This is a genomic window from Amycolatopsis sp. CA-211722, from assembly GCF_056828465.1.
Genome location: NZ_CP184752.1, coordinates 3,936,515 through 3,960,421 on the forward strand (window position 1 = coordinate 3,936,515; position 23,907 = coordinate 3,960,421).

Here is a 23,907-nt window from a genome sequence, read left to right on the forward strand (position 1 = left end):
CGCTGGTATGAATTGATTCAACCGGTCTTTTCCGCTCGTGGAAGCGTGAACTAGTTTCAGCAGTCTCCGCCTGGAAGGACTCGAATGGGTATTTACCTGACCGGTATCGCCTGGGTTGTCGGCGCGGCGGCCCTCGCGGGTTTCGTCGGCTATCTCGTCCGCAGGTTCGGCTGGGACGAGGGACGGCCCGACAACAACGACGCCGCCGGCCAGGTGTTCACCATCGTCGGCGGGCTGCACGCCGTCCTGGTCGCGTTCATCCTGATCTCGCTCTTCGACTCCGCGACCGCGGCGCGCGAGGGCTCGTACCACGAGGCGGACAGCCTGGTCGCCGCCGTCTGGGCCGCCGACTCGCTGGGGACCGAGGTCAAGGACGAGGTGCGGAAGCTGAGCGCGGAGTACATCACCACGGTCGAAAAGAAGGAATGGCCGCTGATGGCGAGTGGTCAGACGAGCCTTCCCGATCTCGGCTGGTCACAGCTCGACAGGTTGCGCAAGGCGGTGGACAAGGCCCCGTCGGACGACGACTGGTTCCGTGAACGCAAGACCGAGGCGACCACCCAGCTCTGGCAGGTCTACGAGGCCCGGCAGGACCGGCTCAACGCGGTCGTCGGCGGCCGGGTCGGCGGTGTCGTCTGGTTCGCGCTCATCCTCGGCAGCCTCGTCTCGGCGCTGCTGCCCAACCTGTTCGGCGGTACCCGGCTGGCCGCGCATCTCGTGATCGTGTCCACGCTGGCCGGTACGGTCACGTTGCTGCTGTTCGCGATCTACCAGCTGCAGAACCCGTTCGGTGGTGGGGTGCGGATCCCGCCGGACGCGTTCACCTCCGCGCTGGCGAGGATTTCCTGAGCCGGTGAGCACAGTGGACCGGCTGACGCGGACGGCGGCGACGGTGGCCGTCGCCGGTCTGGTGGGGGCGTCGGCACTGCTGGCTCCGATGGCCGCGCGCGCCGCCGAGTCGTGCCTGGTGGTGCAGGCGGAGACCGGGTCGCACGGGAAGTCGAAGCTGCGCTGGCTCGACGTGGGATCGGGGGCCACTTCGCGGGTGACCGAGCCGGGCTATCGGCTCAACGCGCTCGGTTACTCCGCGACGCGGAACCTCGTCTACGGCGTCGCGGAAGGACTCGGCCGGGGCGCGCACGCGGTGACGATCGACCGTGACGGGAAGACCCGGGACCTCGGGCCGATCACCCGCGCGGGCAACCGGCTGCCGTTGTGGAGCCCCGTCGCCGGGGTGACCGCCGGCGCGATCGGCGGGAATTCCTGGTACCTGCTCAGGAACGGCACACTGTACACAGTGGACTTGTCGCCGGGGGACCGGTATCTGCGGATCGTCAGGACGGTGTTCCTGCGGCCGATCACGCTCGCGCACGACGTCAACGATTTCGCGTACCACAACGGATTGCTCTACGGCGTGTCCACCACCTGGCGCGGGAAGGGCGCCGTGATCACCATCGATCCGGCGTCCGGCAAGGTCCGTGAAGCCGAGGACGCGCGTTTCCCGCCCGCCGACGTCTACGGCTCCGTCGTGCTCGGCCGCGACGGCGCCCTGTACGCGATGGCGAACCGGATCGGCGGCCGTAGCGTGCTCTACCGCCACGACCGGAGCGGGCAGGTGACCGTGGTGCGTTCGGGCCCGCCGCTGGCGGGTTCGGACGCCGCGGGTTGTCTCACCGCGCCGGAGCCGCCGAAACCGGAACCGCCCAAACCGACTCCGACACCCACGCCGACACCCACGCCGACACCCACGCCCACCAGGACCCCGTCTTCCACGCCCTCGCCCAGTCCGTCTCCTTCGCCGAGCCCCAGTTCCTCGCCGACGCCGACGCCGACGCCGACGCCGACGCCGACCCCGACGCCGTCGTCGAGCCCGGCGCCTGCTCCCGCGCCTCAGGTGATCCCGCCGCCCGCTCCCGTGCCGAAGCCGTCTCGTTCGGCCGCGCCCAGGGAGCGGAAGGAGGCGGCGGAGACCGATTCCCTTGCCCGCACCAAAGAGAAGCGGCGGTGGGGATTGACCGCGCTGGTGCTGATCCTGGGCGGTGGCGCGGCGGCGGGTGCCGTCCGGCGGGCCCGGTGAGTCAGTACTTGAACTGGTCCACGTTCTCGCGCGTGATGAGCAGCGGGTCACCGAGGAGCACGGTCTTCGTGCCCTCCTCGTACTTGATCGCGGGGAGTTCGAGGTTGACCTTGTTCGACGGGCCGAGCCGTTTGCCCTCGGCGATCTGCTTGCCTGCCCACGCGGTGAGGTAACCGAGCGATTCGACGTTCCACAGCACCGACAGCGACGCGGAACCGTCCAGGAGATACGGCTTGATCGCCTGCGGCGTCCCGACGCCGACGGTGAAGACGCGGCCGATCTTCTGCTGCGACCGCACCGCCTCGGCGACCCCGGGCGCGGACGTCGTGCACTCGCCGACCAGGCCGGTGAGGTCCGGGTACTTGGCCATCAGCTCCTTGGCCAGCGCGGTGGCGTTGTCCTTGTCCTCGCCGGCGTAGACCGTCTCGACGAGCTGAGCATGGGGGTACTCCGTAGCGGTATACGCACGCTGGACGGCGATCCACGCGTTGAGGTTCTCGGCGGTCTTGCCACAGGAGACGATCGCGTACTTGCCCGCGTTCCCCATCTTCTTCATCAGGGCGTCGGTGAGCGCCTTGCCGATGCCCTCCGGGGTCGCCTGATTGACGAAGAGCTCGCGGTCGGTGCCCGGCGCGTCGGTGTCCGAAGTGATCACATGGACGCCCTTGGTCCGCGCCTCGGTGATCGCGGGGGCGATCGCCCTCGGATCGTTCGGCGCGATCGCGATGACGTCCACCCGCTGGTCGACGAGGCCGCGCACGATGGAGATCTGCGCCGCGGGGTCCACCGTGACCGGGCCGGTCGAGCTCCATTCGACCCCGAGCTGCTTGGCCGCGGCCAGCCCGCCGGTGTTCATCGCCTCGAAGTACGGGATGCCCGCGACCTTCGGTACGAACGCGATCCGGATCGGCTTCGCCGCCGTCTCCGGCGGTTCCTCGCCGCCGCAGCCGGCCAGCCCGAACACCATGCCCAAAACGAGCACAGTGGCAACGACGAGCGTCTTCGTCGGCCCTCGCATCTCCACCCCATAGTCACGGAACTACCTGAACCAGCCGATCGGTCTACGCGCGGTGGAGACCTCCGGCGAAACTAGGGCTCCCGGTTACCCCGGTCAACCGGATGAGCGCAAAGGGTTACGGAAGTGAGTTCATCGACCTGGGACGATTACCAGTTCGGCCTACGGGGGTGACGGTGAGCGATCGCGAGACGGGGATCACTGCGCCGTTTATACGGGTGGGGGGTATGGTGTCCCGCATGAACGAGACACGGCATGGAGCAAGCTGGTCGATGGCGGCGTCGGCGACCCTGCACTGCCTCACCGGCTGTGCGATCGGTGAGGTCCTCGGCATGGTGATCGGCACGGCGCTCGGCCTCGGCAATGTGGCGACGATCATCCTCGCGGTGGCGCTCGCCTTCGTCTTCGGTTACGCGCTGACCATGCGCGGCGTGCTGAAGTCGGGCCTGCCGTTCGGCACCGCGCTCAAGGTGGCGCTGGCCGCGGACACCGTGTCGATCGCGGTCATGGAGATCGTCGACAACGGGATCATGCTGGTGGTGCCCGGCGCGATGGAGGCGGGGCTGGGGAGCCTGCTGTTCTGGGGCGCGCTCGCGTTCGCGCTGGCCGTCGCGTTCGTGCTGACGGTGCCGGTGAACAAGTGGATGATCGGCCGCGGGCTGGGGCACGCGAAGGTCCACGCCTACCACGGCGGGCATGGTGACCACAGTGGTCACGAGGGGCACCACGCGCACTGAGCGCGCGGCCTCGGAGGTACGTGAAGGCCCCCTTCATTGCGCCTAGCGCAATGAAGGGGGCCTTCACGTACCTCCGACCAACCGAACGACGCGAGACCACGACCGCTTCCCGCGGATGCCACAGCCAGAGTCATCCCGCCTTCTCTGAAGTGCGACCTGACCAGGGGAAATACGCCAGAAACCCGGCCGTCCCGCCGACCTTGAGTTCCTGGCATTGACTCTCAGGGTAGTGAAGGAGGCCTTCACGGACTCGGCAATCGCCACGGCAAAGTGACTCACCTTGCAGGATCAGACGCTCGACAGGTCGATCGCCTGGTCGATCTCCTTTGGCATCAGCACCCGCAGAAGACCCTCCAGCAGGTAGTAATCGGCGTAGGGCAACGAAACCTCGACGCCGTCCTCGGCCCGGCGGTTGCGCGTCCCGCGCGCCACGATCGCCTCGGCGCGGGTGGACTTCGTGGTCAGGCAGGTCTCGCACAACGCGGTGAGGATCCGGATCGCCGCCTCGCGGTAGTGCGGCCGGTTCGCGACCTTCGCCAGATCGAGCAGGCCGCACGCCATCACCGCGCCGGCGGAGGAATCCTTGACGTCGTGAGGCGCCTGCGGGGCGAGGTAATCCCACACCGGCACGTTGTCGGGGGTGAGGGCGCGCAGCGCGAAATCCGCCAGGCGTTGCGCGGCTCGCAGGAACAGCGGGTCGCCGGAACGCCGGTACATCGTGGTGAACCCGTAGATCCCCCAGGCCTGCCCGCGTGACCAGCAGGACGTCGGGCTGTAACCCTGCACGGTGTTCGGCCCGATCTCGGCGCCCGTTCCGGGATCGAAGTCGAACACGTGCGGCGTCGAGCCGTCCGGGCGCAGAAAGACCCGTTCGGTGGTCTTCGCGTGGGAGACGGCGATGTCGAGGTACTTCCGGTCACCGGTCTGCTCGCTCGCGAAGGTCAGCAGGTCCAGGTTCATCATCGTGTCGATGATGACCCGGCCGGCGTTGCCGGGCGTGCCGAGCGCGCCCCATGCCCGGATGAACCTTCCCTTTTCGTTGTAGCGCTGGATGAGGGACGCGGCGGCGGTGAGCGCGCCGGTGCGCCACTTCTCGTCGCCGGTGAGCCGCCAGCCGGTCACCCACGACGGATAGAACAGGAATCCGAGGTCGTGGTCCCGCGTCTCGTGTTGCCGCGGCGCGAGCTTTTCCGCCGACGCCATGGCGAGGGTGCGGAATTGCGGATCACCGCTGTAGATGGCGGCGAGCCACAAAGTGCCCGGCCAGAATCCGCCGATCCAGCCGCCGTTCTGCGAATAGGTCCATTTCTCGAACCGGGTGATCTCCGGAAAGGCCGTCACGCCGGGCGCGACGGCCCGCAGCTTGGCGACCGCGTACTCGGCCGTTCGGCGGAAAGTCCTTAAGCTGTCGGTGGTTTCTTCGGCCGCGCCCGCTGCCGGGGTGATCGTCGTCGCCGCGACGGCGGCACCGGCAGCGGTCGTCAACAGGGTTCGCCGGGAAACGCTCACAATGCCCGCCATTCGTCAGTGGGAAATGCGTCACGGGAGTTTCGCACGACGATTACGAACTTGTGAAGTCCGTTCATGGTTGTGAATATAAGGCTCACTCAGCGGGACGGATGTTCGCGTTGTGCCGGAACACGTTGTCCGGGTCGTACACCGCCTTGATGGCGGCCAGCCGCGTGTACTTCTCCGCGCCGAACGCCGTGCGCACCCGGTCTTCGTCGTATTCGTTCATGAAGTTCAGGTAGCCGCCGTAGTTGTTGGAATGCGGCAGGAGTTCCTCCCACGACGACCGCACCCAAGCCCGGTCGGCGGCCAGGAGTTCCGGTGTCGGGGCGGTGGCCGCCAGCCCGACGACGAACCCGGGCGTCCTCGGTCCGCCGAACGCGGTCGCGTCGTCGGGCACCGTCGAGAACGTGTCCTGCAACGGCACGATCGGCAGCACGGTCGTCGGCGAAGCCTTGTCGGGCAGGCGCGCGGCGATCAGGTCGATGACCTTTTCGGACAGTGAGGCGACGTACAGCGACTTCTCGTAGGCGAGGATTCCCCGTGGCGCGGTCGGATCGAGGAGTTTCTGCAGATCCGCGTACGGCATCGGCGTGACGAGTTCGAACGCCGCGGGCAGCCCGTCCCGGATCCGCTCGACCAGCCGGGCGTGCCGTTCGGGACCGTCGAAGCCGGCGACGACCAGCGCGAGACCCGGCGCGAGGTGAAGCTCCGGCGGGACGAACGGCGCGGGTGGCGCGTTGAGCCCGACGAGCATGGAACCGGTGCCCGACGGCAGGGTCGCGATCACGTCCTTCGCGAAACGCATCGCCTCGGTCGCGTCGGCGAGCGTCCAGAAGAACAGCCCGACCTCGGCGAGGCCGACGGGGTGCAGCCGGAACTCGAATTCCGTGACCACGCCGAAGTTCCCGCCCCCGCCGCGCAGCGCCCAGAAGAGATCCGGGTGTTCCGCCTCGGAAGCCCGCAGGATCCGGCCGTCGGCCGTCACGACCTCCGCCGAGAGCAGATTGTCGATCGTGAGCCCGTGTTTCGCGGTCAGCCAGCCGAAACCACCGCCGAGGGTGAGGCCGCCGACGCCGGTGTCGCTCACCGTGCCGCCGACCGTCGCGAGCCCGTGCCGCTGTGTCGCCTCGTCGACGTCGGCCCAGAGCGCGCCGCCGCCGACCAGTGCGGTGCGGGTGCCGGGGTCGACGGTGATCCGCCGCAGCCCGCCGAGGTCGATCACCAGACCGTCGTCGGCCACGGCGGAACCGCTGAAGCTGTGCCCGCCTCCGCGCACGGTGATTTCGAGTCCCTTGTCCCGGCCGAAGGCCAGTGCGGTGACGACGTCTTCGCGGGTGGCGCATTCGGCGACCACCGCCGGGCGCCGGTCGATGTCGCCGTTCCACACGGCGCGGGCGGCGTCGTAACCCGGATCGGCGGCGGTGACCACCGTGCCGGAGAGTTTTTCGCGCAGCGTGGTCGTTTCGGGCGTGTTCATGGGACCCCCTCAGGTCGTGGCTACCGCAAGTCTCGATGGCGGACGCCCTGGCCCAAGGTCCGTCCGCGCGGAGAAAAGGGCGGACGAAAGGGCGAAGGCCCGGCGTTATGGGGTACGCCGGGCCTTCGCGATCAGGAGTGCGTCAGCACTTGGGTGCCACCGGCAGGTCCGAGCCGGTCTGCACGTAGGTGTCGGAGATGTAGTGCCCCGGGCCGATCCGGTTCCAGATCTTGCTGGTGCCGAACTTGCCGGTGACGGTCTCGCCCTCGACGTAGCATTCGATGGTGACCTTCGCGTAGTTCGCCGCGAGGCCCTTGATCGCCGCGCTGGTGCTCGCGGAGGCCCGGACGTTCATCGGGTCGCCCGCGGTGCTGACGACGCCGGTCGGGCCGGAGCCGGTCCACAGGTAGGAGACGTTGACCCAGCCGTTGTCCGTCATCTTCAGGCCGTCCCAGAAGGTGCCGTCCGCGAGGTCGATGCCCGCCGGGTTGGCCACCCTGCGGCCGAACTCGTCCTTGCCGCCGTTGTAGCCGTCCTGGTACGCGGCCTGCGCCTCGGGCTTGCCCTGCGGCAGGTTCTTCCACATCTGGCGGGTGGCCGACGGGTTCCAGTAGTCGTCCTTGGTGTTCCACGGGCCGACGTCCCACACCGGCGCGTACTCGCAGCGGCTGTTGTCGGTGCGGCAGACGCGGACGGTGTAGTTGCCGGTGTTCTTCGGCGCGAGGCCGCGGCCCGAGGGGAGGGCGACGAAGTGGTCGCGGGACTTGATCACGTGGCCGTTGGCGGTGGTGCCGCCGACGAGGCCCTCGCGGGTGCCGTAGACCTTGTACGTCAGCGCGGCGGCGGCCGCGCCGATCGCGTTGGTCTGCGGGCCGAGCTCACCCTGGAGGGTGACGTCGCTGACCTTCGCGGTCACACCGTCGGTCACCGTGCGCAGTCCGATGCGGACCTGGACCGTGGAGACCGAAGCGGACAGCTGGGCGGCGCCGCCCTCGGTGGGCGTCCACTCTGTCCAGTCCTGGGAGTTGAGCTTGCCCCGGACGTCGACCTCGACCTCGGTGCCCTTCGGCGCGTCGGCGGTCACCTGGGCGGTGACGCGGTTGACCGGCTTCCCGAGCTTCTGCTCGGCGAGCAGCAGGTAACCCTGGCTGCCGACGGAGTCGGGCTTTCTGTGCCAGGCGGCGTTTTCCAGGCTGAGCACGCCGCCGTCGCTACGGACGTTGACGTCGTCGCCGTCCACAGTGGACAGGTCGGCACGCCAGCTTCCTTCGGGTGCCGCTTGCGCGGGGCTGGCGGCGAGCGCGGTGACCGCCCCCGAAGCCAGCACCGCCAGCACGGCCGCCATCACCCGGCGGGCCTTCACGGTCCGGACCATTCCGGTCTCCCTTCGAGCACTCTCGGTTGCTACGAAGGGAGCTTCGCCGGGGCGTGTACACGATCGATACAAACGCGAATCGGCACCTGATCGCGGTGGGTGAACCTCGCGATCAGGCGCTCGCCGAGCCGTCGTACGACGCTTCGGCCGCCTCCTGCAGGCGCGAGGCGAGCGCGGATTCCTGCGGGCGCGCGGAGAGTTCCCGCCACAACGCCAGCGCGCGTTCCGAATACGTCCGCGACCGTTCGGGCTGGCTCAGCGCCTCGTGCAGCTCGCCGAGCAACTGCGACACCTCGGCCTCGGACCGGCGGTCCCCGTTGCGCCGGTGCACGCTCAGCGAATTGACCAGCAGCAGTTGCGCGTGCGCCAGATCGCCGCTGTGCAGATACAGCTCGCCGAGGTTCTGGTTCGCGTAGCCGACGCAATGGTCGTCGCCGAGTTCGTTGAAGATCGCGATGGCCCGGTCGACCTGCTCCCGGGCGCCCGAGAGGTTGCCCTGATGCTGGCGCAGCATGGCGAGCCGTTTCAACGCGTGCGCCTCGCGGTGCCGATCGCCGATCCGGGCGGACTGCTCGAGCGCCTCGGTGAACCAGCGTTCCGCGTCGGCGAACCGGCGCCGCGCCAGCCACACCGCGCCGATCGCGATCCGCGCGACGGCCTCGCCGTGCGGGTCACCGGCCGCCGAGAACTGGTCGAGCGCCGCGTGACAGTGCTCCAGCGCGACGGTGTCCTCGCCCTTGATCCGCAGCACGGTGCCGAGCCCGGCCAGCGCGATCGCCGCGCCCCGCGTGTCGCCGATCTTGTCGAACAGCAGTTGCGACTGCTCGAACGCGACCAGGGCCTCGGCGTAGCTGTCCTGATACAGCTGGATCTGCCCGAGGTTGCGCTGGATGATCGCCTCGCCCCGGACCTCGCCCGACCGGCGGGCGGCGGCGAGCGCGACGGCGTGCGTGTGCATCCAGTCGTCCTGGTGACCGCGCTGGTCGAAGTACGGCGCCAGCGCGGCGGCGAGCCGCCAGGCCAGCGAGTCGAAACCCAGGTCGGCGGCGAGCGGGACGGCGGCGACACAGGTGTGCCGCTCGGCGGCGAACCACGCGGCCGGATCCTCGATCAGACGCGCGGTGCCCGGCGGCAGCGCGGGCTGGACGGCCGTGTCGTCCCGGTAGAGCCCGAAGAAATGGATCGGCATCCGGTCCGCGGCTTCGACCGCGAGCGCGAGATAGCCCTCCAGTACTCGTTTCGTGGCGTCGCGCGCCTTCAGCGGGACGTCCTGCGCCCGGAGTTCGAGGGCGTAACACCGCAACAGGTCGTGCAGACGGTAGCGGGGCTCTCCGGTGGCGTCCGAGCCGCTGAGTTCGACCAGATGAGCGTCCACCAGTACGTCGAGGACGTCTTCACCGTGCGTGCGGCCGAGCAGGGCCGCGACCACCCAGCCGGGGAACTGGACCGAGCCGAGCCCGCCGAGGCCGCGGAAGGCGGTCGCCGCCGACATGGGCAGCAGGTCGTAGCTGAGGGTGACACTCGCCCGCACGGCGAGATCGCCGACGCGGAGTTCGTCCAATCTTCGTCTCTCGTCCCGCAACCGGTCCGCCAGCACGCGCAACGTCCAGCCCGGCCGGTGGGTCAGCTTCGCACCGGCGACCCGGATCGCCAACGGCAGATACCCGCAGTGGCGCAGGATCGCGGTCGCGCACTCCGGCTCCGCCGCGACCCTCTCGGTGCCGACGATGCCTTCGAGCAGCTTCGCGGCCTCGGCCTCGGGCAGCAGATCGACGTCGACCGGGGTGGCCCCGGCCAGGTCCGGCATCCGGACCCGGCTGGTGATCAGCATCGCGCAGGAACCCGCGCCGGGCAGCAGCGGGCGGACCTGCGCCGCGCTGCCGGCGTCGTCGAGGACGACGCACATCCGCAGGTTGGCGAGCCGGGACCGCAGCAACGCCGCGCGCTCGGGAAGATCACGCGGCAGCCCCGCGTCGGGAACGCCCAGCGCGCGGAGCAACTCGGCGAGCACGGTCATCGGCGGGCGGGGCGAGGACGACGTCCCGGCGAGGTCGACGTGCAGCTGACCGTCCGGGAAGTCGTCACGGACCGCGTGCGCCACCCGGATCGCGACGGAGGACTTGCCGATCCCCGGCGCCCCCGAGAGCACCGCGATCGCGGGCTTTCCCTGTGCGCGACGCTCGTGGAAGAGGCCGACGAGCGCGCCGACCACCTCTTCGCGGCCGGTGAAGTCCGGCAGGTCCAGCGGCAGCTGGCAGACCGGGGTCATCGGCACGGTGAGGACGGCGGCCACCGCGTCCTGGGTCGCGGACGGCGTGAGGACCAGCGAGGCCCGCAGCTCCCGCAGCCGCGGGCCGGGTTCGGTGCCGAGCTCGTCGGCCAGCACCTTCTCGGCCGTTTCGTAGGCCTCGATCGCGTCGGCCGTGCGGCCGTCGGCCCGTAGCGCGACGATCAGCTGCTGCCAGAGTTCTTCGCGCAGGGGGTGTTCGGTGACCAGGCCGCGCAGCTCGGCGACGGCCTCGGCGGTCCGGCCGAGTTCGATCCTCGCCCGCAGCCGCTGTTCCTGGACCGCGAGCCGCAGTTCCGTCAGCCGGGCGACGGTCGCGCCCCAGCCGTGGTCGTGGGGGAGGCCTTCGAGAACCTCTCCGCGCCACAGCGCTTCCGCTTGATCCAGCAGGTCGAGGGCGGATTCGGCTTCCCCGTGGCCGAGCGCGTCCTGCGCGCGGGCGGCCAATTCGCCGAAGCGGATGTGATCGATCTCGTCGGCGGTGGCCTTGAGGATGTAGCCGGATGCCCGGCTGCCGATGCGCTCCCCGAGTTCGGGGTCGAGGTCGGCGAGGCGTTTGCGGAGTGAATGGACGTAGGTGCGGATGTTCGCCGCCGCCGACCGCGGAGCCGACGAAGGCCACAGGACCTCGATCAGCAGTTCGGTGGAGACGACGACGTTGGGCTGGAGCAGGAGAGCGGCCAGCAGCAGCCGGGGTTTGGGCCCGCCGAGCGGCACCACCTGCCCGTCCACCGCCACTTCGAGCGGACCGAGAACGCGAAACCCGAGAATAGTCACCTAAACCGCCAATACGGCAGGAGCCCCATATCCGCCGATAATATTGCCGTCCCGCCATGGTTGGCTAGATCCATTCGCATGCATGTGCAGACAGCCGCCGGCGTTTGTACGCGATGTGTACGACGCCGGTCGACGCTGCGGTCATGAAGCGTTCAAGTGTCCGGCGGCTCGCCGGTTTCTTTCTCGTGCTGGTGACGGCGGGCGCCTTGGGCCTCGCCGGAGCCACTCCCGCACTGGCCGCGGCCACCGGGACCGTGAAGACGGCGGGTGATCCGCTGAACGTCCGCCGCGCCCCGAGCACCTCCTCGACCGCGGTGCGCACGGTGGCCAACGGCGCCACGGCGACCATCGACTGCCAGACGACCGGGACCTCGGTCACCGGTCCGCTGGGCACCACGACGTTGTGGGACTACGTCCCCGCGCTCGGCGGGTACATCTCGGACGGTTACGTCTACACCGGCTCCGACCAGCGGATCGCGCCCGACTGCGGGGTCGGCTCCGGCAGCGCCGAATGCTCCACCGGCGTCTGCGCGGGTGAGGGGCAGTTCCGTTCGTCGGACGCGCATTTCCTCGTCTACGACAAGAACGCCGACGGCAAGTCCGCCGTGGTCGCCTACTGGCTCAAGGGCGGCGCCGGCCCGTTCTACGTCTGGGCCTCCGGCGGCAACGGCACCCACGTCGACAAGGCCGTGCCGGTCGCGAAGGGATCGTGGGTCTACTACAAGGTCTGCGTCGCCAACGCCGCCGCCAATCCGACGCTCGAAGCCTGTAGTGGCGGCATCACCGATTACGCCGCGTGAAATCCCTCCCCGTTCTTTCCCCACTTCGAAAGGTTGAATTTTCATGGGCCAGGTGAATCGGCGGGCGGTACTCCTCGGCGGTGCCGCGGCGGTTTCGGCGGCGGCGTTGTCGTCGACGGTGCCTTCGTGGGCGAACGCGAGAACGCTGGCGGCGGCGCCCGCCATCCACGATCCGTTCCAGCTCGGGGTCGCCTCGGGTGATCCGTTGCCGGACAGTGTCGTGCTGTGGACGCGGCTCGCGCCCGCCCCGCTGAACCCCGACGGTTTCGGCGGTATGCCGGACGCTTCGTACACAGTGGACTGGGAACTCGCCAACGACCAGGCGTTCTCCTCGATCGTGCAGCGGGGCACGGTGACCGCGGCTCGCGCTTCCGGGCACAGCGTGCACATCGAACCGGCCGGGCTCGAGCCGGGACGTGAATACTTCTACCGGTTCAAGACCAGCGGCTACCTTTCGCCGGTCGGCCGGACCCGCACCGCGCCCGCCGCCGGTGCCGCGGTGAACCAGCTGAAGTACTGCTTCTCCTCGTGTCAGCACTGGGAGGAAGGCTGGTACCACTCGTACAAGGGCATGCTCGCCGACAACCCGGATCTGGTGCTGTTCCTGGGCGACTACATGTACGAGCGGAAGTCCGGCCGCGCCGCCGCCGACCGGAACCCGCGCCGGCTGGCCTTCACCGAGGACGTGACGACGCTCGCCCAGTACCGCGCGCGGCACGCCCAGCACAAGACCGACGCCGACCTCCAGAACGCGCACGCGATGGCGCCGTGGGTCGTGGTCTTCGACGACCACGAGGTGATGAACAACTGGAACGGCACCACCAGCCCGGCCACCGCCGACCGCAAGGCCGCCGGTTTCCAGGCGTTCTACGAGAACATGCCGATCCGGTCCACCGCGAAGCCGAGCGGCGCGTCGATCCGCCTGTACCGGCAGTTCGGCTGGGGCAACCTCGCCCGGTTCCACATGCTCGACACGCGCCAGTACCGCAACGCGCAGGTGACCGACCCGTCCGGTTCGGCGGGTCCCTCGTGCACCGACATGCGGTCGACGTCGCGCAGCATCCTGGGCACGACACAGGAGGCTTGGCTGCTGAAGGCGCTGGAGACGCATCCGGCGAAGTGGGATTTCCTGGGCCAGCAGGTCTTCTTCGCCACCCGTGACGGCGACGGCAACAAGGCGACCTGTGAGAGCCCCGATTCCTGGCAGGGATACGAAGCTTCCCGCGACCGGATCGCGAAGGGCATCGTGGACCGCAAGGTGCCGAACCCGATCGTGCTGACCGGCGACGTCCACCGGCACTGGGCGGCCGACCTGCGCCGGGACTACTTCAACCACAGCGACCCGGTGTTCGGTTCGGAACTGGTGACGACCTCGGTCACGAGCAACAGCGACACCGCGACCGATCCGTCGTCGACGTGGCTGTCGCACAACCCGCATATCAAGTACTGCCGGGGAAAGCGCGGCTACGTCCGGGTGACGGCGTCGCAAACGCAGATGCGGGCGGACTTCATGACGGTTTCGGACACCAGCGAGTACGACTTCTCGAAGGTGGTCCTGGCCGCGGACCGTTCGTACGTCGTCGAAGCGGGGAAGCCGGGGTTGCAGCGGGTCTAGAACGGGCTGAAAGCGTCCTTCGCCTCGTCTCACGCGGTGAAGGGCGCTTTCGTCGCATCCGATGCGGTGAAGGACGCTTTCAGCCCACGGACCTCGAGTCAGGACAGCAGATCCACCAGCGCGTCACCGCGGGGTGTCCGGACCACCAGGACCACCTGACCCTCGCGGTGCCGCTGGATCAACCCCGCCGAGACGAGCTGTTCGCAGTGGTAGGTCGCGGTGCTCGCGGCGCAGGACAGCAGAGTGGCGATCTCGCCCATCCGGGCGGGTTTTCCCAGATGCCGCAACAGTTTCGCGCGGTGGGCGCCGACCACCAGGTCGAGCCCGTCGACACCGGGGGCGGGCTCGGCCTTCCCGGTGTCGAGAAGCCCGTCGAGCCCCGGCAGCGGGTAGCCGATCCAGATGGCGTCCTCTTCGTCGAAGTTGGACACCACCGAGCGGCTGCCCGCGAGCATCGGGACGAGGATCAGTTTGCGGCCCCGGACGGCGTACTTCGCCGGCTCGGCGTCGGGCAGCAGGAGACAGCCGTTGCTGAACCGGAAATGGGGCCGCAGCAGGCCGAGCACCGCGTCGGTCCCACCGCGGACGGAGGCGACGCCGATCCGTTCGATTTCGCGGTCGAGCAGGGGCCGGGCCTTGGCCCAGAGGGTTTCGGTCGCCAGCCTGGTCGCGGTGAAGGCGTCCGCGAGCGAGGCGGCCCAGCGTCTCGGATGGTCGGCGGCCTGCCGCCACTGCGCGGGCACCTGATCGCCGAAGACCTCTTCCAGGCCTTTCTGGACGTCGGATTCCGTCAGCTCACGCAGCATTTCCGCCTGAGTCGCGGCGGAGCAGTCCTCACCGGGACTGATCGGGACGATGAAGTCCGGTTGCACCGAGGTGCCGCGGCGGGCGAGTGAGCTCGCCGCGCGATAGCCCTGCTCGGGGATCGCCGAACCCACCTGACGACGCCAGGCGGCGGGGAGGCCGCGGTCGTACCCGCCGACGACCTCGACGAGCATCGAGACCAGGGAGATGTGCGGGGAAACCGTCACACCGACCGGGATCGTGCTGGTGTCACCGAGTTCGAGCCGGGTAAAAGAAGCCGGGGGCGGCGTCTCGCGCATCCGGTCGTCCCTCCTGGGAGTGGGCGTCGCAGCACGCGATGTTAGCGCCTCCGGTCAATACCCGGAATCCGGCCGTAAATCGGTCGAAGGGCGCTTTCCCCAGGTCGGAAGCGGGGAAAGCGCCCTTCGGCCGGTGCGGCGACTCAGCGGGCGAGTTGCTCATTCATGATGAGGAACGCGCCGAGACCGTGGAAATCGTTGGTGTTGCGTTTACGCGCGTAGTAATACGCCGTGTCTCCGACGTTCGTCCCTTCGGAGATGTTCGAGATGTCGGTCGTTCCGTCGGCTCCGGTCGAAACCTGGGACAAAACCCCGCGATATCCCTTCGCGGCCACGTGCCGGTACTCGGTGCCGACGTAGCCGCGTTCCACCGCGCGCGAAAGCAGGAAGGTGTACATCGCCGAAGCCGAGGTCTCCAGCCAGTTGTCCTTGTCGCCGCCCCGGTCGACGACCTGGAACCAGCGGCCCGAGGCCCGGTCCTGCCAGCGGGTGTATCCCGCGGCGAGGAATTTCACGACGTCGACGAGACGACGGCGGCGCGGATGGTCGCGGGGGAGGATTTCGAGGAGGTCGATCGCCGTCATCCCGAGCCAGCCGATCGCGCGTCCCCAGTGGAATTTCGAATGCCGTCCGGGGCCCGAGGCCCACGGTTCCGAGCCGTCTTCGTCGTAGGCGTGGTAGAGCAGGCCCTTCGCGGGCTCCTTGAGCCGGTCGAAGTAGACGCTGACGTTCTTCGCGGCTTCCTCGTAGCAGTACTCGGCGTCCCCGAAGGTCTTGCCGTACAGGGCGAGGAACGGCTGCGCCATGTACACGCCGTCCGCCCACAGCTGCCCGACCCGGCTCGTGGCGTGGAACATCCCGCCGTCGGACGTCCGGGGATAGGACGGGAACCTCGCACGCAGCTGGTCCGCCGCGGTCCGGTACTTCGCCTGCCCGGTTTCGGTGTACAGCAAGGGGAACATCTGCCCGGAGCGCATCGCGTCCAGGTTGGTGAAGTTGTTCGAGATCCCGCTTTCGGTGACGAACCGGTCGTACCAGGCGAGGATGTAGTCGAGGTAGGACCGCTCGCCGGTGCGCTGGTACACCAGGTACTGGCCGTAGAGGTACAGCCCGCGGGTGTAGCCCCAGCCGCCGAGAGTGGCCGGGGTGTGCCGCTTCATCGTCGAGTCGACGACGGCGCGCGACCACTCCACCGGAGCCGCGGACGCCACGCCGGGCAGGGCGAGCGCACCGACGGCGCCCGCGGTTCCCGCCAGCACGGTGCGCCGGGAAAGCCGTGCCGCACGAAGAGGATCTGGGGACATTCGAGGCCCTTCCTGCGCCGGGCTGAACTTCCTTGCGGGACAACGTCTACTCGCGTTTTCGACGGCGAGTCAAGAGAGATCCGATCTCTTCCCGCTGGGCGGCACCCTCCGGTGAAGCCGCCGGCTCGCCTACGATCGGTGCGTGAACGAGCTGACCTTCCGCGGGCGCCGCGTCGCCCGGGACCGCGCCCTGGTCATGGCGATCGTCAACCGCACCCCCGACTCCTTCTACGACAAGGGGGCGACCTTCTCGGATCCGGACGCGCTCGCCGCCGTCGACCGGGCGGTGGCCGACGGCGCGGACATCGTGGACATCGGCGGGGTCAAGGCGGGCCCCGGCGCGGAGGTCGACGTCGAGGAAGAGATCCGACGGGTGGTCCCGTTCGTCGAGCGGATCCGCGAACTGCACCCCGGCCTGGTGATCAGCGTCGACACCTGGCGCCACGAGGTGGGCAGGCGCGCGGCCGAGGCGGGCGCGGACCTGATCAACGACACCTGGGCCGGCGCCGATCCGAAACTGGCCGAGGTCGCCGCCGAGTTCGGCACCGGCTACGTCTGCTCGCACACCGGGAACGCCGTCCCGAGGACCCGTCCGTTCCGGGTGCGCTACCCGGACATCGTCGCGGACGTCGTCGCGGAGACCACGGCGCACGCCGAAGCCGTCGTCGCGCTCGGTGTCCCCCGTGAAGGGGTGCTGATCGATCCGACGCACGACTTCGGCAAGAACACGTGGCACAGCCTGGCGCTGCTGCGGCACGCGCGGGAACTGGCCGACACCGGGTGGCCGGTGCTGATGGCACTGTCCAATAAGGACTTCGTCGGCGAGACGCTCGGCGTGGAGCTCGCGGAGCGGGTCGACGGCACGCTCGCCGCCACGGCCTGGGCGGTGGCCGAGGGGGCCAAGGTGTTCCGGGTGCACGAGGTGCGGCGTACGCGCCAGGTGCTGGAGATGATCGCGTCGATCCAGGGAGTACGGCCGCCCGCGCGCGCCATCCGCGGGCTGGCCTAGCCGTCCGTCGGTCGTCAGCGCGATTCGGTCTGGAGCCGTGTCCCGAACACCTGCGATCGGGCATTTCGCGTGTCGTCCATCTGGTCACCAGTGCCGTCCCCGCAGACACGCACCGCGGCAGGTGCCTAGCCGCCCAGCGGGATGACCGCCGAAACCGTGGTGCCCGAGGCGGGTTCGCTCACGACGGTCAGTTCGCCGCCGAGCGCGCGGACCCGGTCACGGAGGCCGTGCAGCCCGGAGCCGCCGCCGATGTCGGCCGTGCCGGTGCCGTCGTCGTGGACGTCCACCCGTAGCACGTCGTCCTCGACGCGGATGCCTACGCGGACCTCATCCGCCTGTGCGTGCTTCAGGGCATTGGTGACGGCCTCGGAGACGACGAAATACGCCGTCGCCTCGACGGCGCCGCTGAGCCGTGGCACGTCCGCGCCCGCGAGGTCGACGGTGAGCGGGACGCGGTCCAGCAGCGAGCGGACGGCGGGGATCAGCCCGGCCTCGGTGAGGATCGCGGGGCGCAGCCCGCGCGCGAGTTCACGCAGTTCGGTGACCGTGGCCTGCAGTTCGTCGATGGTGCTCCGCAGCAGTGTCGCGACGGCGGGGGTGAGTTCGCTCCCGAGCCGGCGTTCCGCCATCCGCACCAGCAGGACGACGCTGACCAGGCGTTGCTGCGCGCCGTCGTGCAGATCCCGCTCGACCCGCCGCCGCTCGTCGTCGGCGGCGGCCACGATGCGGGCACGGGAGGCCTGGACCTCGACGAGGCGCTCCTCCAGTTCCGCGGCGAGCCGCTGGTTGTCCAGTACCAGCCCGGCGGCCGCGTTGAGCGCGTCGATCGACCGGCTGTCCTTCCACACCTCGTCGTCCTGCACGAGCGCGGCCAGCCCGGTGCCGTCGCGTTCCAGCAGGAGCCGGATCATCTCCGCGTTGCCGACCCGCGCCCGCAGCACCCCGATCAGGAACGTCAGCGGCCACAGGCAGAACGAGATCCGGTAGACGTCCAGCAGCGGTTCGGCGAGCGGATGCCCGGAGCCGAGCGCGCTGCCGACCGTGGTGCTCACCGCGCCGACCACGGCGATCGCGAGAACGGGGGAGAGCAGCCTCCGCTGCGGGATCCGCCCGGCGAGCCAGCGATAGAGCAGGACCACCACGACCCCGCCGCCGATCAGCGCGCCGACCAGTTCGAGCAGCCGTTTGACCAGCTGTTCGGCCTCCGGCGAGGCGGCGACGGCGGCGAGGTTCCGCGGATCGTCGTCGACCAGCAGGCCGAGGACGGCCGCCCCGAACACCACGGCGTACGCGGAGAGGGCGAGCACCCGTTCCCCGCGGGACCGGAGTTTCCCGTGCGGGAAGGCGAGGACGAGATGCGCGATCACCGGGCTGGACGCGGCGGACAACGCGAGCCCCGCCGTGTGCACCAGCGGTTCGTCGGCGAACTGCAGGTCCTCGGTGAACAACGCGAGCCCGGCCAGTGCGATGAGCAGACCGATGGGATTCGAGGCGCGGCGTACGTGCGCGACGGCGCCGGCGAGGAGGAAGAGGAACCCCGTCGTCGTGGACAGGGTGGTGTCGAGCACGGTGTGCGTGCCGTCGGCGATCTTGAGCGTCGACGCGACGACGCCCATCCCGATCCCGGCGGTCAGCACGCCCGCCATCGCGACGGTACGAGGGTGCGTCACCACTAAGCGTGATTCGCCCGTTCGGCCCGATCCGTTACACCGGTCCTGAAATGTGGAACAACAGTTCCGCCTGGTGTCAAGCTTTCTCAGCATCTTTCCCGTCATTCGGATGGCGATGCAGTCATGTGGGTGGACATGCGACTCTCGCGCCATCACCCGAGCCGAGTCGTACCCTCCGAAAGGCGACCTGCCGTGCGCACCCACCACAGAACCCGCTTGCTGGCCGCGGCCTTCGCCGCCCTGACACTGGCCGGCGGGATCGCGGGGTGTTCACGCGCGGACAGCGGTGCCGCCCCGGCCGGCCAGAAGAGCCAGGGTGCCGCGGCCGAGGTGCGCGTCGGGTACTTCCCGAACGTGACGCACGCGCCCGCGCTGATCGGGACCAAGAACGGCTTCTTCGCCAAGGAACTCGGCTCGACGAAGCTCACCACCCAGACGTTCAACGCCGGGCCCGAAGAGGTCAACGCGCTGCTCGGCAACTCGCTCGACATCGCGTTCATCGGCTCCGGCCCCGCCATCAACGCCTTCACCAAGTCCAAGGGCGCCATCCAGCTGGTCTCCGGCGCGGTCACCGGCGGCGCGCAGCTGGTGGTGAAGCCCGAGATCGCCACGCCCGAGCAGCTCACCGGCAAGAACATCGCGACGCCGTCGCTGGCGAACACCCAGGACGTCGCGCTCAAGAAGTTCGTCGCCGAGAAGAAGCTGCCGGACGTCAAGGTCACGAACCTCGACAACCCGAAGACGTTCGACGCCTTCAAGAAGGGTGAGCTCGACGGCGGCTGGCTGCCCGAGCCGTGGTCCTCGCGGCTCGTGCTGGACGCGGGCGCGAAGGTGCTGGTGGACGAGAAGAACCTGTGGCCGGAAGGCAAGTTCCCGACCACGGTAGTGATCGTCCGCAGTGAGTTCCTGCAGCAGCACCCGGAGACCGTCACCGCCATCCTCAAGGGTGAACTCGCCGCCATCGAGTGGGCGAAGACCAACCCCGCCGAGGCGAAGAAGGTCGTCAACGGCGAGCTCAAGGCCCTCGCGGGCAGCACACTGAGCGAGGCCGTCCTCGATCGAGCGTTCTCCGGTATCGAACTCGGCATCGACCCGGTGGCGTCGACCTTCACCCAGCTCGCACAGGACTCGGTGACCGCGGGCGTGGTGAAGTCCGCGGTGGACCTCAAGGGGTTCGCCGATTTCGGCCCGCTCAACGCCGTGCTCAAAGAGCAGGGCAAGCCCGGCGTGGACGCGCCCGGGCTGACGAAGTGACCGGAGGGGATCAGCGATGACGACCACCTTGGAGCCCGGCCTGTCCACCGGTGTCGCCGTGCGCCTCGACGGGGTCCGGAAGGCTTTCGGGCCGACCGGCCGCGCCGTCGTGGCCCTCGACGGGATGGACCTGACGGTCGCCCCCGGCGAGTTCGTCTGCCTCCTCGGCGCCTCCGGGTGCGGCAAGAGCACCCTGCTGAACCTGGTCGCCGGCCTCGACCGGCCGACGTCGGGCTCGATCACGCTCGAAACCTCCCGGCCCGCGGTCATGTTCCAGGAGGCCGCGCTGATGCCGTGGCTGACCGCGGCCCGCAACGTGGAACTGCCGCTGCGCCTCGCCGGTTTCGGCCGGGCCGAGCGCCGCGAGAAGGCGGCCGAACTGCTCGAACTCGTCCGCCTCGGCGGCGCTGGTGACAAGCGTCCGCACGAGCTGTCCGGCGGGATGCGGCAGCGCGTCGCGCTCGCCAGGGCGCTGGCCGCCACCCTGCGCGTCGGCGGTGACCCGGAGCAGTCGCTGCTGCTGATGGACGAGCCGTTTGCCGCGCTCGACGCCATCACCCGCGACGTCCTGCAGGGTGAACTGCTGCGCGTCTACCGCAGCACCGGCACGTCGGTGCTGTTCGTGACCCACGACGTCCGCGAGGCCGTCCGGCTCGGCCAGCGCGTCGTGCTGCTGTCGTCGCGGCCGGGCCGGGTCGTGCGGGAATGGCGCGACGTCCAGGCCTCCGACGCCGAGGAGCTGACGCTGGAGATCACCGGTCACCTCCGGGAGGTGATCAGTACCCATGCCGCGGCTTGACCGCCCCGAAACCGCGGTGGAGGACGCCGACGAGGCCGTCGGCGCGGGGCTCGACTCGCTCGACACCCCGACCGGCGAACGCCGGGAAAGCCGGGGCAAGCGGTTCCTGCGCGGCTTCGTGCCGCCGGTGGTCTTCCTGGCGCTGCTGGTCGCGCTGTGGCAGGCACTCTGGGCCGCCGCGTTCTGGCCGGAGGCGATGCTGCCCTCGCCGCTCGCGGTATGGGACGAACTCGTCGGCATCACCGTCGACGGCGAGATCTTCGAGTTCGTGTGGACGTCGGTGCACCGGGCCGCGCTGGGCTTCCTGATCGGCGTGCTCATCGGCACCCCGCTCGGGCTGCTCGTGGCGAAGGTCCGGGTCGTCCGGGCCGCGGTCGGGCCGTTCCTGACCGGGCTGCAGAGCCTTCCGTCGGTGGCCTGGGTGCCCGCGGCGATCCTGTGGTTCGGGCTGAACGACGCGTCGATCTACTTCGTGGTCCTGCTGGGTTCGGTTCCTTCGATCGCCAACGGTCTGGTCGCCGGAATCGACCAGATCCCGCCGATACTGCCGCGGGTGGGCCAGGTGATGGGCGCGAGCAGGCTGTCGTCGGCGCGGCACATCCTGCTGCCCGCCGCGCTGCCCGGATTCCTCGCCGGGCTCAAGCAGGGCTGGGCGTTCTCGTGGCGTTCGCTGATGGCCGCCGAGCTGATCGCGCTGTCCCCGGCGCTCGGCAAGGGACTCGGCGCGTACCTGCACGAAGGCTCGTCGTTCAACAGCATGGAGGCCGTGATGTCGGCCATCTTCCTGATCCTGCTGGTCGGGGTCGGTATCGAGCTGGTGGTGTTCCGGCCGCTGGAACGGTCGGTCCTGCGTGCCCGTGGTCTCACCGCGTCCCTTTAGGACTTTGGCCAGGCTAGCCTTACCCGCATGTCCGTTACTGGGGTGCGGGTCAAGGCGACCCTGACCGCGCTGATGATGTCGTTGCTGGTGGCCGGTTGCGGTTCTTCGCACTCGGTCGACGAGACCCTGGTGCCGCCGGAGGCCCGGGGCACCTTCCCGGTGACCGTCGAGCACAAATACGGGTCGACGACGGTCGAGAAGCAGCCTTCGAGGATCGTCACGCTCGGCCTGTCCGACCACGACGCCGTGCTGGCGCTCGGGATCCGGCCGGTCGGCGCCGTCGACTGGTTCAAGGAGCGGCCGTACGGGAAGTGGCCGTGGACCCAGGCTCGCTGGGGTGACAAGCAGCCGGAGGTCGTCGGCGAACGGGACGACTACAACTTCGAGAAGATCGCGGCGCTGAAGCCGGACCTGATCCTCGCCCAGTACAGCGGGATGAAGAAGGAGCAGTACGACAAGCTCTCGCAGCTCGCTCCGGTCGTCGCGCAACCGCCGAAGTACGAGGACTACGCGGCGCCGTGGCGGGAGACGACCCGGATGGTGGGCCGCGCGCTGGGGCTCCCGCAGAAGGCCGAGGACCTGATCGGCGGGATCGACGGCCGTTTCGCGCGGGCGCGGGCGGAACACCCGGAGTTCGCGAAACTGACGATGGTCGTCGCCGACACCTTCGAGGCGGGCAAGTTCTCCGCGTTCACCACGACGGACCCGAAGATGATCTTCATGACCGAGCTGGGCTTCCGGCCGTTCGAACCGGTGAAGGCGTTGAGCGAACCGGAGAACAACGTCGTCGAGGTCTCCTCGGAACGGTTCGATCTGTTCGACGCGGATCGGCTGGTGTGGCTGAACTCCGACGTCGGCGCGGAGACGAGGGTGCGGGCCGATCCGGTGTACCAGCGGCTGAAGGTCTCGGCGGAGAAGCGGGATCTGTTCATCACCTACGAGAACCCGCCGGTCGGGGCCGCGATCTCGTTCAACACCGTGCTGAGCATCCCGTACGCGATCGAACAGCTGGTGCCGAAGCTGGCGGGCTCCTGAGCGTTCATCTTCCGGAGGTGGCAAACCTACGACACCGTAAGTTACGGTGTCGTAGGTAGCGTTTCCCTACCCTGGAAGGACGAAACGCATGGCGGTCCCCGAAACCACCCGGCTGATGCTCGAGCTCGAGGGGACGGTGGAAGAGAACCTCAACCGGCATCTCACGGTCGCCAAGGAATGGATGCCGCACGAGTACGTGCCCTGGGACGAGGGCCGGAACTTCGCCGATCTCGGTGGTGAGGCGTGGGATCCCGAGCAGTCGCGGGTGTCGCCGATCGCGCGGACGTCGTTGGAGGTCAACCTCCTCACCGAGGACAACCTGCCGAGCTACCACCGCGAGATCGAGCGTGCCTTCGGCCGCGACGGCGCGTGGGGAACGTGGGTGCATCGCTGGACCGCCGAAGAGGGCCGCCACGGGATCTGCATCCGTGACTACCTGCTGGTGACGCGCGCGGTGGACCCGGTCGAGCTGGAGCGCATGCGGATGGAGACCATGCAGGCCGGGTACGACAGCGGCGACAAGGAGCTGCTGAACGTCTTCGCGTACGTGTCCTTCCAGGAGCTGGCGACGCGCATCTCGCACCGCAACACCGGGAAGTACACGCAGGATCCGTTGTGCGAGAAGCTGCTCGCGCGGGTCGCGATGGACGAAAACCTGCACATGCTCTTCTACCGGAACCTGGTGCAGGCGTCGCTGGAGCTGTCACCCGACGCGATGATGCGCGCCATCACCGACGAGGTCGTCCAGTTCCAGATGCCGGGCGCGGTGATCCCGAGCTTCGTGCGGAAGGCCGCGCTGATCGCGAAGGCGGGCATCTACGACCTGCGGATCCACCACGACGAGGTGATCTGGCCGTTGCTGCGGCAGTGGAAGATCTTCGAGCTCGAAGGGCTCGGCGAGGTGGGCGAGAAGGCGCGGGACGAACTCGACCAGTTCCTGAAGGCCCTCGACACGCAGGCTTCTCGCTTCGAGGAGCGTCGGGCGGCCGCCGAAGCCCGCGCCGCCGCCCGCCAGGCGTGATACGCCTTCAATCACGCGAGTTACGTCTTCAATCACGCGAGTCGCGCCTCTAGTCACGCGAGTTACGCCTTTAGCCACGCGAGTTACGCCTTCCGTCACGTGATTCGGCGGCCGTCACGCGTGATCAGGTGGCCGACTCGCGTGATCAGACGGCCAACCC

19 protein-coding genes are annotated in these 23,907 nt (G+C 69.2%); 11 read left to right on the forward strand and 8 right to left on the reverse strand.

Features of this window, described 5'->3' with window-relative positions:
- Nucleotides 1-84 precede the first annotated feature (84 nt).
- The gene (locus ACOCEP_RS19205) at nt 85-849 is read left to right on the forward strand and encodes a bestrophin-like domain (protein ID WP_482338964.1); all 765 of its coding nucleotides are present in this window, start codon (nt 85-87) and stop codon (nt 847-849) included.
- Nucleotides 850-853: 4 nt separating this feature from the next.
- Nucleotides 854-2,077 (forward strand): DUF6923 family protein, encoded by a 1,224-nt coding sequence (locus tag ACOCEP_RS19210; protein ID WP_482338965.1) that lies wholly within the window; start codon nt 854-856, stop codon nt 2,075-2,077.
- A 1-nt stretch (nt 2,078) separates the two neighbouring features.
- Here ACOCEP_RS19210 and ACOCEP_RS19215 read toward each other — a convergent pair whose 3' ends face one another.
- A complete protein-coding gene (locus tag ACOCEP_RS19215) occupies nt 2,079-3,095 on the reverse strand; it encodes an autoinducer 2 ABC transporter substrate-binding protein (protein ID WP_482338967.1) in 1,017 nt (338 codons plus the stop codon).
- A gap of 236 nt (nt 3,096-3,331) precedes the next feature.
- Between ACOCEP_RS19215 and ACOCEP_RS19220 the strand changes: the two genes are divergently transcribed.
- Nucleotides 3,332-3,829, forward strand: coding sequence for a DUF4396 domain-containing protein (locus ACOCEP_RS19220; protein WP_482338969.1), 498 nt, complete (start codon nt 3,332-3,334; stop codon nt 3,827-3,829).
- A 288-nt stretch (nt 3,830-4,117) separates the two neighbouring features.
- Here ACOCEP_RS19220 and ACOCEP_RS19225 read toward each other — a convergent pair whose 3' ends face one another.
- The 4 genes from ACOCEP_RS19225 to ACOCEP_RS19240 form a co-directional block, all read right to left on the reverse strand.
- Nucleotides 4,118-5,338, reverse strand: coding sequence for a glycoside hydrolase family 88 protein (locus ACOCEP_RS19225; protein WP_482339762.1), 1,221 nt, complete (start codon nt 5,336-5,338; stop codon nt 4,118-4,120).
- Nucleotides 5,339-5,432: 94 nt separating this feature from the next.
- Nucleotides 5,433-6,818 (reverse strand): FAD-binding oxidoreductase, encoded by a 1,386-nt coding sequence (locus tag ACOCEP_RS19230; protein WP_482338971.1) that lies wholly within the window; start codon nt 6,816-6,818, stop codon nt 5,433-5,435.
- Between the two features lie 142 nt (nt 6,819-6,960).
- Nucleotides 6,961-8,193, reverse strand: a complete 1,233-nt coding sequence (locus ACOCEP_RS19235) for a hypothetical protein (protein ID WP_482338972.1) — start codon at nt 8,191-8,193, stop codon at nt 6,961-6,963.
- Nucleotides 8,194-8,305: 112 nt separating this feature from the next.
- A complete protein-coding gene (locus ACOCEP_RS19240; protein WP_482338974.1) occupies nt 8,306-11,257 on the reverse strand; it encodes an AfsR/SARP family transcriptional regulator in 2,952 nt (983 codons plus the stop codon).
- A gap of 143 nt (nt 11,258-11,400) precedes the next feature.
- Here ACOCEP_RS19240 and ACOCEP_RS19245 point away from each other — a divergent pair, with 143 nt between their 5' ends.
- Both ACOCEP_RS19245 and ACOCEP_RS19250 read left to right on the forward strand, forming a co-directional pair.
- Nucleotides 11,401-12,057, forward strand: coding sequence for a hypothetical protein (locus ACOCEP_RS19245; RefSeq protein ID WP_482338976.1), 657 nt, complete (start codon nt 11,401-11,403; stop codon nt 12,055-12,057).
- Between the two features lie 43 nt (nt 12,058-12,100).
- Nucleotides 12,101-13,672, forward strand: coding sequence for an alkaline phosphatase D family protein (locus ACOCEP_RS19250; protein WP_482338978.1), 1,572 nt, complete (start codon nt 12,101-12,103; stop codon nt 13,670-13,672).
- Nucleotides 13,673-13,770: 98 nt separating this feature from the next.
- Here ACOCEP_RS19250 and ACOCEP_RS19255 read toward each other — a convergent pair whose 3' ends face one another.
- On the reverse strand, nt 13,771-14,775 hold the full coding sequence (locus ACOCEP_RS19255) for a winged helix-turn-helix domain-containing protein (protein WP_482338980.1): 1,005 nt from the start codon (nt 14,773-14,775) through the stop codon (nt 13,771-13,773).
- 143 nt (nt 14,776-14,918) lie between these two features.
- Complete coding sequence (locus ACOCEP_RS19260; protein WP_482338982.1) at nt 14,919-16,079, reverse strand: glycoside hydrolase family 88/105 protein; 1,161 nt, start codon at nt 16,077-16,079, stop codon at nt 14,919-14,921.
- A 142-nt stretch (nt 16,080-16,221) separates the two neighbouring features.
- Between ACOCEP_RS19260 and folP the strand changes: the two genes are divergently transcribed.
- Nucleotides 16,222-17,088 carry a dihydropteroate synthase gene (folP, locus tag ACOCEP_RS19265; protein WP_482338983.1) on the forward strand — a complete coding sequence of 289 codons (867 nt, stop codon included), beginning with the start codon at nt 16,222-16,224 and terminating at the stop codon, nt 17,086-17,088.
- Between the two features lie 125 nt (nt 17,089-17,213).
- Here the strand turns inward: folP and ACOCEP_RS19270 are convergent, their stop codons facing one another.
- Nucleotides 17,214-18,734: a sensor histidine kinase gene (locus ACOCEP_RS19270; RefSeq protein ID WP_482339763.1), complete on the reverse strand. Its 1,521-nt coding sequence runs from the start codon at nt 18,732-18,734 to the stop codon at nt 17,214-17,216.
- Nucleotides 18,735-18,950: 216 nt separating this feature from the next.
- Here ACOCEP_RS19270 and ACOCEP_RS19275 point away from each other — a divergent pair, with 216 nt between their 5' ends.
- The 5 genes from ACOCEP_RS19275 to ACOCEP_RS19295 all read left to right on the forward strand — a co-directional run bounded on the left by ACOCEP_RS19275 (nt 18,951) and on the right by ACOCEP_RS19295 (nt 23,747).
- Nucleotides 18,951-20,012 (forward strand): ABC transporter substrate-binding protein, encoded by a 1,062-nt coding sequence (locus ACOCEP_RS19275; protein WP_482338985.1) that lies wholly within the window; start codon nt 18,951-18,953, stop codon nt 20,010-20,012.
- Between the two features lie 16 nt (nt 20,013-20,028).
- Nucleotides 20,029-20,811 carry an ABC transporter ATP-binding protein gene (locus ACOCEP_RS19280; protein ID WP_340685061.1) on the forward strand — a complete coding sequence of 261 codons (783 nt, stop codon included), beginning with the start codon at nt 20,029-20,031 and terminating at the stop codon, nt 20,809-20,811.
- Nucleotides 20,798-21,691: an ABC transporter permease gene (locus ACOCEP_RS19285; RefSeq protein WP_482338987.1), complete on the forward strand. Its 894-nt coding sequence runs from the start codon at nt 20,798-20,800 to the stop codon at nt 21,689-21,691. The genes ACOCEP_RS19280 and ACOCEP_RS19285 overlap by 14 nt, the downstream gene beginning before the upstream one ends.
- A gap of 27 nt (nt 21,692-21,718) precedes the next feature.
- A complete protein-coding gene (locus tag ACOCEP_RS19290) occupies nt 21,719-22,726 on the forward strand; it encodes an iron-siderophore ABC transporter substrate-binding protein (protein ID WP_482338989.1) in 1,008 nt (335 codons plus the stop codon).
- A gap of 88 nt (nt 22,727-22,814) precedes the next feature.
- On the forward strand, nt 22,815-23,747 hold the full coding sequence (locus tag ACOCEP_RS19295) for an acyl-ACP desaturase (RefSeq protein WP_192746129.1): 933 nt from the start codon (nt 22,815-22,817) through the stop codon (nt 23,745-23,747).
- Nucleotides 23,748-23,907: the final 160 nt, after the last annotated feature.